Source organism: Gordonia shandongensis DSM 45094, from assembly GCF_000423025.1.
GTDB lineage: Bacteria > Actinomycetota > Actinomycetes > Mycobacteriales > Mycobacteriaceae > Gordonia > Gordonia shandongensis.
On sequence record NZ_AUHE01000017.1, the window covers coordinates 93,273 to 101,855 of the forward strand.

Here is an 8,583-nt window from a genome sequence, read left to right on the forward strand (position 1 = left end):
CGGGGTGCACCACCGACGCGGTACCTGTCCACCGCACCCGCCGACCGACGAGAGCTCATATGACCGCCGACCCCGCAGCCGCACCCGCCGACGACACCGCCGGCACCGCGATGCCACGCACCGATCTGACGATCATCGCCACGCTGATCGTCGCGACCTTCGTCGTGATCCTCAACGAGACGGTCATGAGTGTCGCGATCCCCGTCCTGCAGGACGACCTGGGCGTCGACCCGACACAGGGACAGTGGCTGACCACCATCTTCATGCTGACGATGGCGGTGGTGATCCCGCTGACCGGGTTCCTGATCCAACGCTTCGGCACCCGCACCATGTTCATCGCGGCGATGACCCTGTTCGTCCTCGGCACGCTGCTGGCGATCGTCGCTCCGGGATTCGGCATGGTCCTGGTCGCGCGGGTGGTGCAGGCGCTCGGCACGGCCGTGATGCTGCCCCTGCTGATGACCACCGTCATGACGCTCGTCGCCGAAGAACGCCGCGGGGTGATGATGGGCAACATCTCCGTCGTCATCGCCGTCGCCCCGGCCCTCGGCCCCACCCTGTCGGGCCTCATCCTCGAGAACTGGCACTGGCGCTGGATCTTCGGGGCCGTCCTGCCCATCGCCGTCATCGCGCTGCTGGTCGGTGCGGTGTTCGTGCGACCGGTCGGCGACCGCACGTCCGAGCCGGTCGACGTCGTGTCGATCCCGCTGGCGATCGCCGGATTCGGCGGCGCCGTCTACGGCCTCGTCGGCATCGGCCAGGCGGCGGAGGGCAACGCCGCGATGCCCCTGTGGATACCGTTCCTGATCGGCGGCCTCGGCCTCGCCGGATTCGTCGGACGCCAGATCGTCCTCGCCCGCGCCGACCGCGCCCTGCTCGACCTGCGGGTGTTCGCGTCACGGCCGTTCGCGCTGTCGATCGTCCTTGTGGTCGCGGCGATGGCCACCATGATGGGCACCTTCATCGTCGTGCCCTACTTCGCCCAGAAAGTCCTGCTGCTGGGGCCGATGACGACGGGACTGCTGATGCTGCCAGGCGGCCTGCTCATGGGTCTCGCGTCACCGCTCATCGGACGGATCTACGATCTCCGCGGCCCGCGAATCCTCGTCGTCCCGGGAACGCTGGCGATCGCCGCCGGCGTCTGGCTCCTCACCCGGATCACCCCCGACACGTCCGCCTGGCTGCTCGTCGTGGCCCAGGCGATCCTGTGCCTCGGACTGGCGGCGACCTTCACGCCGCTGATGACGTTGAGCCTCGGTTCGCTCGCACCCCACCTGTACTCGCACGGCTCCGCGGTGCTCGGCACCCTCCAACAGGTCGCCGGTGCGGCGGGCACCGCGGTGTTCATCACGGTGATGACCGTCGTGTCGACCGCCGACCAGGAGGCGGGCGTGCCCGCACCCGACGCGATCACCAACGGTGTGCGGACCGTCTTCTACGCCGCGGGAGCGCTCGCGCTCGTCGTCGTCGCCGTCGCACTCCTCGTGCGGGACACCGCATCGTCCGCACCCGCCGAACAGTACGAGGGCGGCCCCGGAACCCGGGACCGCCCTGATCGCGACGTCGAACCGATCAGCTCAACCGCTCGATGATCATCGCCATGCCCTGACCGCCGCCGACGCACATGGTCTCCAGACCGAACTGCTTGTCGTGCGTGCTCAGGTTGTTCATCAGCGTCGTGGTGATGCGGGCGCCCGTCATGCCGAAAGGATGCCCCAGAGCGATCGCGCCGCCCGAGACGTTCAGCTTGTCGTGATCGATGCCCAGTTCGGCGGCCGAACCCAGCACCTGCACGGCGAACGCCTCATTGAGCTCCACCAGATCGATGTCGGAGATCGACATCCCCGCCACCCGCAGCACCTTGCGGACCGCCTCGATGGGGCCCAACCCCATGATCTCCGGCGACAGACCCGTGGCCGCCGTGGCGACGACCCGCGCCAGCGGCTTGAGGCCCAGCGCCTTCGCCTTCGCGTCACTCATGACGACCAGTGCGGCCGCACCGTCGTTGAGCGGGCAGGCATTGCCCGCGGTGATGGTGCCGTCGGGACGGAACACCGGGTTGAGCTGCGAGATCTTCTCGTACGTGGTGCCGGCGCGCGGCCCGTCGTCGGTCGACACCGCCGTACCGTCGGCGAGCGTGACCGGATCGATCTCGCGGGCGAAGAAGCCGTCGTCGATGGCCTTCTCGGCACGATTCTGGCTCAGCACCGCCCAACGGTCCTGGTCCTCGCGCGAGATGCCCGTGTACGACGCGACGTTCTCCGCCGTCTGGCCCATCGCGATGTAGACGTCCGGCAGCAGCCCGTCCTCGCGGGGATCGTGCCACGCTCCGGCGCCGCCCTCGGCGGTCTTCGCCGTGCGCGCCTCAGCCTCGGCGAACAGGGGATTCTTGGAGTTCGGCAGACCGTCGGCAGCACCGGCGTACCCGAAACTCGACACGCTCTCGGCGCCCGCCGAGATGAAGACGTCGCCCTCCCCGGCCTTGATCGCGTGCAGCGCCATCCGCGTGGTCTGCAGCGACGACGAGCAGTAGCGGTTCACCGTCACACCCGGCACGTGGTCGAGACCGAGCTGCACGGCCACCGACCGTGCGATGTTGTACGCGCCGGCGCCACCGGGCTGGCCGATGCCGAGATGAATGTCCTCGATGTCGGCGGCGTCGAGCTCCGGGACCTTGGCCAACGCGGCCGCGATCATCTGACGGGCGAGCTCGTCGGGCCGGACATCCTTGAGGGAACCCTTGCCGGCACGGCCGATCGGGGAGCGGGCATGGGCGACAATCACTGCTTCAGTCATGCGCTGCACCTTACTCCAGGGGTCCGACGGGATCCGACCGATGACCCGATCGCGGCCCGGACGGGCGCGAGGCCGTCTCGTTTGGGACCATGGACGGTATGCGCATCGCCAATCACGTCGTGGACCTGGTCGGAAACACCCCGCTGGTCAAGCTGAACAAGGTCGTCAAACCCGGCTCCGGGCTCGTCGCGGCCAAGGTGGAGTACATGAACCCGGGAGGCAGCTCCAAGGACCGGATCGCCACCCGCATGATCGATGCGGCCGAGGAGTCCGGGGAGCTCAAACCCGGTGGAACCATCGTCGAACCGACGTCCGGCAACACCGGCGTCGGGCTCGCCCTCGTCGCCCAGCAGCGCGGCTACAAGTGCGTCTTCGTGTGCCCCGACAAGGTCGCCGAGGACAAGCGGAACGTGCTGCGCGCTTACGGCGCCGAAGTGATCGTGTGCCCGACAGCGGTCCCGCCGGAGCATCCCGACAGCTACTACAACGTGTCCGACCGGCTCGCGCGTGACCTGCCCGGCGGCTGGAAACCCAACCAGTACGAGAACCAGAACGGCCCGCTGAGCCACTACGAGACCACCGGTCCGGAGATCTGGGACGACACCGACGGCACGGTGACGCACTTCGTCGCCGGCGTCGGCACCGGCGGCACGATCACCGGCACCGGCCGGTACCTCAAGGAGGTCTCCGACGGCCGCGTCAAGGTCATCGGCGTCGACCCCGAGGGATCGGTGTACTCCGGCGGCTCGGGACGGCCCTACCTCGTCGAAGGCGTCGGCGAGGACTTCTGGCCGGGCGCCTACGACCCGACGGTGCCCGACGAGATCATCGCCGTCTCGGACGCCGACTCGTTCGAGATGACCCGCCGCCTCGCCCGCGAAGAGGGCCTGCTGGTCGGCGGCTCCTGCGGGATGGCGGTCGTCGCGGGACTGCTCGTCGCCGAGCGGGAGGGCCCCGACGCCGTCGTCGTGGTCCTGCTGCCCGACGGCGGTCGCGGCTACATGTCGAAGATCTTCAACGACGACTGGATGAGCAGCTACGGTTTCCTGCGCACCCCGCTCGACGGGGTGGAACGCGAGGAGTCCCGCGTCGGCGACGTGCTGCGCGGCAAGGGCGGGACGTTGCCCGATCTGGTGCACACCCACCCGCAGGAGACGCTGCGCGACGCCATCGAGATCTTGCGCGAGTTCGGCGTCTCCCAGATGCCCGTCGTCGGCGCCGAGCCGCCCATCACGGCAGGCGAGATCGCCGGCGCGGTGTCCGAGCGCGACCTGCTCAGCGCGGTGTTCGAGGGTCGGGCCAACCTCGCCGACCCGGTGTCGAAGCACATGGGCGAACCCTTCCCGCTGATCGGCGCCGGCGAGGAGGTCTCCGAGGCGATGGAAGCTCTCGGGGCCTCTGACGCGTTGATGGTGGTGGAAGACGGCAAACCGATCGGCGTGATCACCCGCCACGATCTGCTGGCGTTCGCGAGCACGCATCCGATGGCGGTGGCACGGCAGGAGGAGAAGTAGATGGCAGACAACGATTTCGTCGGCGGCGGATTCTCGACGACCGCGATCCACGCGGGGTGGGACCCGGACGGCCGGACCGGTGCGGTCAACGTCCCCATCTATGCGAGTTCGACGTTCGCTCAGGACGGCGTCGGCGGCATGCGCGACGGTTTCGAGTACGCACGCACCGGCAACCCCACGCGACGGGTGCTCGAGGCGAACCTCGCGGCGATCGAGAGCGGTCGCTACGGGCGTGGTTTCGCCTCCGGGATGGCGGCGACCGATGCGATGCTGCGGGCCGCGCTGCGCCCCGGTGACCACATCGTCATCCCCGACGACGCCTACGGCGGCACGTACCGGTTGATCGACAAGGTCTTCACCCAGTGGGGCATCACGTATTCGGTGGCGCCGGTGATCGACCCGGAGGCCGTCGCCGCGGCGATGACCCCGCAGACCAAGCTGGTGTGGGTCGAGACGCCGACGAACCCGCTGCTCAACGTGGGCGACATCGAGGCGCTCGCCGCCGTCGCGCATGCGGGTGACGCCAAGCTGGTCGTCGACAACACCTTCGCGACGCCGTACCTGCAGCAGCCGCTGCGGCAGGGTGCCGATGTGGTGCTCCACTCCACCACCAAGTACCTCGGCGGGCATTCGGACGTGGTCGGCGGGGCGATCATCACCGACGACGAGCAGTTGGACGCCGACATCGCGTTCCTGCAGAACGGTGCGGGCGCGGTTCCCGGGCCGTTCGACGCCTATCTCACGATGCGCGGCGTCAAGACCCTCGCGGTCCGCATGGAGCGGCACTGCGACAACGCCGAGAAGATCGTCGAATTCCTCGGTACTCATCCGGGAGTCGAGAAGGTGCTGTACCCGGGCCTCGCCGACCACCCCGGCCACGAGGCGGCGGCACGCCAGATGCGCCGATTCGGCGGGATGCTCTCGGTGCAGCTGGCCGGTGGCCGTGACGCGGCCCTCGACTTCTGTGCGCGGACCAAGATCTTCACTCTCGCGGAGTCGCTCGGTGGGATCGAGTCGCTGATCGAGCATCCCGGAGCCATGACGCACGCGTCGACCGCCGGATCGCAGTTGGAGGTTCCCGACAACCTCGTGCGGCTCTCGGTCGGCATCGAGGACGCCGAGGATCTGCTCGAGGACGTCCGGCAGGCGCTCGCCTGACCCAGCCCGAAGAACTTGGGTGATTTTCCGGTCCATGAGAACCGGAAAATCACCCAAGTTTCTGTCGCACTTCTGTCATTGCACAGCGCGACGGAGGTCAAGGGCTCGAGCGAGTTCGGCGAGGACCTCGTCGGGTTGGTACTCGAGCCGTTTCCAGGTGAACACGAGGGGAAGCCAACCGATCGAGGCGAGCGCACTGGTGGTCGCCTGGTCGTTCTCCCAACGGTCGTGCTGGTGGTGGAACGCCCATCCGTGCAGTGACACGGCGACCTGTTCGGCGGGCCACGCGAAGTCGAGCCGCCGATTCCCGAGCCACACCTGCTGCTGCCATCCGGTGATCGAGTGCTTGCGTAAGAACCGGACGAATCGGCGTTCGAGTTCGGATTCTGAGAGGCTGTCGGCCGATTCGAGGATCGGTCGTGCCGGGCGCAGACCGTGGATGCCGGAGTTGCGGTCGAGGGTCGCGCGGAGTTCGGCCACGGTGACGCGCCGCGTCTGTAGGACGCGGTCCAGGATCGCGATCCCGTCGGGGAGTTCGGCGGCCGCGGTGAGCACGGTCAGCGGAAGCGCGGTCACCGGGATGCCCCGAACGTTGCTGATGTCTTCGGCTGGGTAGGTGCGTCGGCGGATGGATGCGGGGACGACGCAGCGGGGCGTGTTGCTGCCGCTGCGGGCGACCGACGCGGTGACCTCGTCGGGGAGGCGGTCGGCGAGGCCGTGGAGCCACGCTGCGGCGGTGCGGTCGATGACCGCCCCGGTGTGTGCGGAGCTCACGATCCTGATGCGGGCGGCGTCGGTCATCCGGTGCTCGGCGGACAGGTGGGTCGACCGCGCGTGTGGTGTCCACAGGCCGCTGCGGCGGCGAGCGCGGATCTGGCCGCGCGTCATCCCGAGCGTGAGGGCCTGGGCGGTGGTGATCACGCCGTCGTGGTCGGCCAGGTGTTCGGCGACGCGCAGGTCGCTCGCGCGCTCATCGTCCATGCCGATTGGACGCTCCGGCCGGCCCGACGGTTCCGCAGCGGGCCTCTCGGGCGTTTCGTGGGGGCGGGGGCAGCCGGCGAAGGCAGGTCAGCCGGCGAAGGTCGCGAAGTGCTTGATCGTGTCGGTCTTCACGGTGCCGAATGCGCCGTTCGCGATCGGCCCGGACAGGAATGGCGGCAGTCCGACGCCGCCCAGTTCCATCGCGAATTTCCAGATGAGACGTGACCCGTTGGCGGCGGGTGAGACCTCGGTGTACTCGCCGAACTTCTTGAGACCGGGAACGCTGGCGCGGACGCCGTGGAATGCGTGCTTGTAGGTGGAGGTCGCGGAGTCCTCACTCCACACGAAGAACAGCTCGTCCATCTTGATGAATCCGGGCGCGAGTGCGACCGACCGTGTGGTGCCGACGTGGTGAGGCGGCGTCGAGGTGTACTCCACAGAGTTCAGGGCGCGGCACCAGTCGAGGGTGTTCTGTCGCGTGAACTCCGCCCACGCCGTTTCGGGGGACACCGGGATGTTGACGTCGATGGTGTAGCTCATCGGGGCGATGTCGAAGTAGGACTCGTCGAATGGTTCGAGGTCGTATGCCATGGCCACGAGTGTAGTGGTCGCCGTCACGTCGGGGCGCCGACAGTATGACGGTGCGCGTGTGTCGGCGTGACGTTCGGCCGCTCGGGAATCTGACACGGAACCGTTCTCGGCTCGGCAGCGTCTAATTCATAAGCGTCTGGATCAGCGCCTGGATCCCGGAGACGCCAAGACCACGTCGGCGAAGGGGGCCGTGGCGAAGACCGCGCTGGGGGGTGCGGTCTTCGCCACGGAACTTCCAAGTCGACGGCGGAACGACGGAGGCACGAGTGGCAGACCTGATCTTCGACCCAGACCTTTGGGCCCGTCGCGCCAGCGTCGCGAGGGAATCGGCGACTTCGCTCGACGCTTTGGGGGATCGGCTCGCGAGTCTTGTGAGTCGAAACTATTTTGGTTGCGGCTGCGTGGAGGGGGAACGGATGTTCACGTTGTTGCAATCACTCTTGAGCGCTGGGGTTGGGATGCTGCAGGACGCTGCAAGTGCCGCCAGCAACATCAGCGAACTGACCACACTCGGAGGCCGAATTCTCGAGACCTCGGACGGCCAGACGGGTCTATTCCAGATGGACGGTAAGTGATGCCTCGGCGAGTCAGTAGTTGCTTACTGATTCTGGCCATGGCAGGTCCGTTGCTGCAGGGATGCAACTCAGAGGGATCGATTCCGAGGGCGGGGAATAGCGCCGTCGTTAGCCAGGGTTCGTCGCGAAGTCTGCCTAAGCCTAGGCAGACGGATGCGGCTGGCCGGAAGTTACCCTTCGAAACGAAGTTTCATCGTCGTTGGAGTCGTGCGAACAGCGGTACGGAGTACGAGCCGTGCACTGCGTTAGATTCGGGAACACTTCAATCGCTCGGGGTCGATCCGGTGAGTGCCGAGGATGCTGCGGGGACTGACGGTCAGACACTTCGCGGTTGCCGGTGGCAATTCCAGGCGAACGATGCAGCTATTCGGTGGACGTTGATGCAATTTGTTGGAAATTCGCCGAGCCTCAACGAGGACAAGCGGCTGAAGTCAACAAGTCATGACATTTGGCTTCCCGACGTCCGCATGGCGGGCCGCACCGTAGGCGTTCATCGCACTACCAACAACCGTGATTGTGACACCTACGTGCAGTCAGGGGATGCGGCCGTAAATACGATGGTGCGCAATCATGGAAGACCGGCTGCAACCCCGGAGGAGATCTGCGAGCGGGCGTTGGCCTTCACGCGGGCGACGATCGAGGAATGATCAAGACCTGTGGATCTGGGAGGGCGTGCCTTCCCGCAGAATGATCCCGGTAGTCACTTGATCAAGTCAGCGTTGCAGCGCTGGCGGAAAGGCACGCCTCGTGCTCACGGTAGTCAACGCCCCTGATGGTTCCAACCAGTCCAACGACGATCACCGGTCGATCCTCGATGAGATCGTGCGCGACGGGGCCCGGCAGATGCTCGCCGCAGCCCTGCAGGCCGAGGTCGCTGCCTATGTCGATCAGTTCACCGATCAGGTCGATGAGCACGGTCGCCGGCTGGTGGTGCGTAACGGCTACCACAACGAGCGGGAGGTGATGAC

At 67.3% G+C, this 8,583-nt stretch carries 8 protein-coding genes and 1 pseudogene; 6 read left to right on the forward strand and 3 right to left on the reverse strand.

The window, feature by feature from the left end:
• Positions 1-59 precede the first annotated feature (59 nt).
• Positions 60-1,592: an MDR family MFS transporter gene (locus G528_RS17555; RefSeq protein ID WP_084638214.1), complete on the forward strand. Its 1,533-nt coding sequence runs from the start codon at positions 60-62 to the stop codon at positions 1,590-1,592.
• Here G528_RS17555 and G528_RS0113240 read toward each other — a convergent pair.
• Positions 1,573-2,796 carry an acetyl-CoA C-acetyltransferase gene (locus G528_RS0113240; RefSeq protein WP_026919389.1) on the reverse strand — a complete coding sequence of 408 codons (1,224 nt, stop codon included), beginning with the start codon at positions 2,794-2,796 and terminating at the stop codon, positions 1,573-1,575. The genes G528_RS17555 and G528_RS0113240 overlap by 20 nt on opposite strands.
• Positions 2,797-2,894: 98 nt before the next feature.
• Here G528_RS0113240 and G528_RS0113245 point away from each other — a divergent pair, with 98 nt between their 5' ends.
• Both G528_RS0113245 and G528_RS0113250 read left to right on the forward strand, forming a co-directional pair.
• Entirely contained in the window at positions 2,895-4,310 is a 1,416-nt protein-coding gene (locus tag G528_RS0113245; RefSeq protein ID WP_026919390.1) for a cystathionine beta-synthase, read from the forward strand.
• Positions 4,311-5,468, forward strand: coding sequence for a cystathionine gamma-synthase (locus G528_RS0113250; RefSeq protein WP_026919391.1), 1,158 nt, complete (start codon positions 4,311-4,313; stop codon positions 5,466-5,468). It begins immediately after the preceding gene.
• A gap of 75 nt (positions 5,469-5,543) precedes the next feature.
• Here G528_RS0113250 and G528_RS0113255 read toward each other — a convergent pair whose 3' ends face one another.
• Both G528_RS0113255 and G528_RS0113260 read right to left on the reverse strand, forming a co-directional pair.
• A complete protein-coding gene (locus G528_RS0113255) occupies positions 5,544-6,449 on the reverse strand; it encodes a type IV toxin-antitoxin system AbiEi family antitoxin domain-containing protein (RefSeq protein WP_026919392.1) in 906 nt (301 codons plus the stop codon).
• 87 nt (positions 6,450-6,536) lie between these two features.
• Positions 6,537-7,040, reverse strand: a complete 504-nt coding sequence (locus tag G528_RS0113260) for an SRPBCC family protein (RefSeq protein ID WP_211220636.1) — start codon at positions 7,038-7,040, stop codon at positions 6,537-6,539.
• A gap of 266 nt (positions 7,041-7,306) precedes the next feature.
• Between G528_RS0113260 and G528_RS0113265 the strand changes: the two genes are divergently transcribed.
• The 3 genes and pseudogenes from G528_RS0113265 to G528_RS0113270 all read left to right on the forward strand — a co-directional run.
• Entirely contained in the window at positions 7,307-7,615 is a 309-nt protein-coding gene (locus G528_RS0113265) for a hypothetical protein (protein WP_026919394.1), read from the forward strand.
• Between the two features lie 38 nt (positions 7,616-7,653).
• Positions 7,654-8,262, forward strand: a complete 609-nt coding sequence (locus G528_RS18255) for a DUF3558 family protein (protein WP_169515278.1) — start codon at positions 7,654-7,656, stop codon at positions 8,260-8,262.
• 100 nt (positions 8,263-8,362) lie between these two features.
• Positions 8,363-8,583 (forward strand): annotated as a pseudogene (locus tag G528_RS0113270) (IS256 family transposase); the annotation flags it as partial.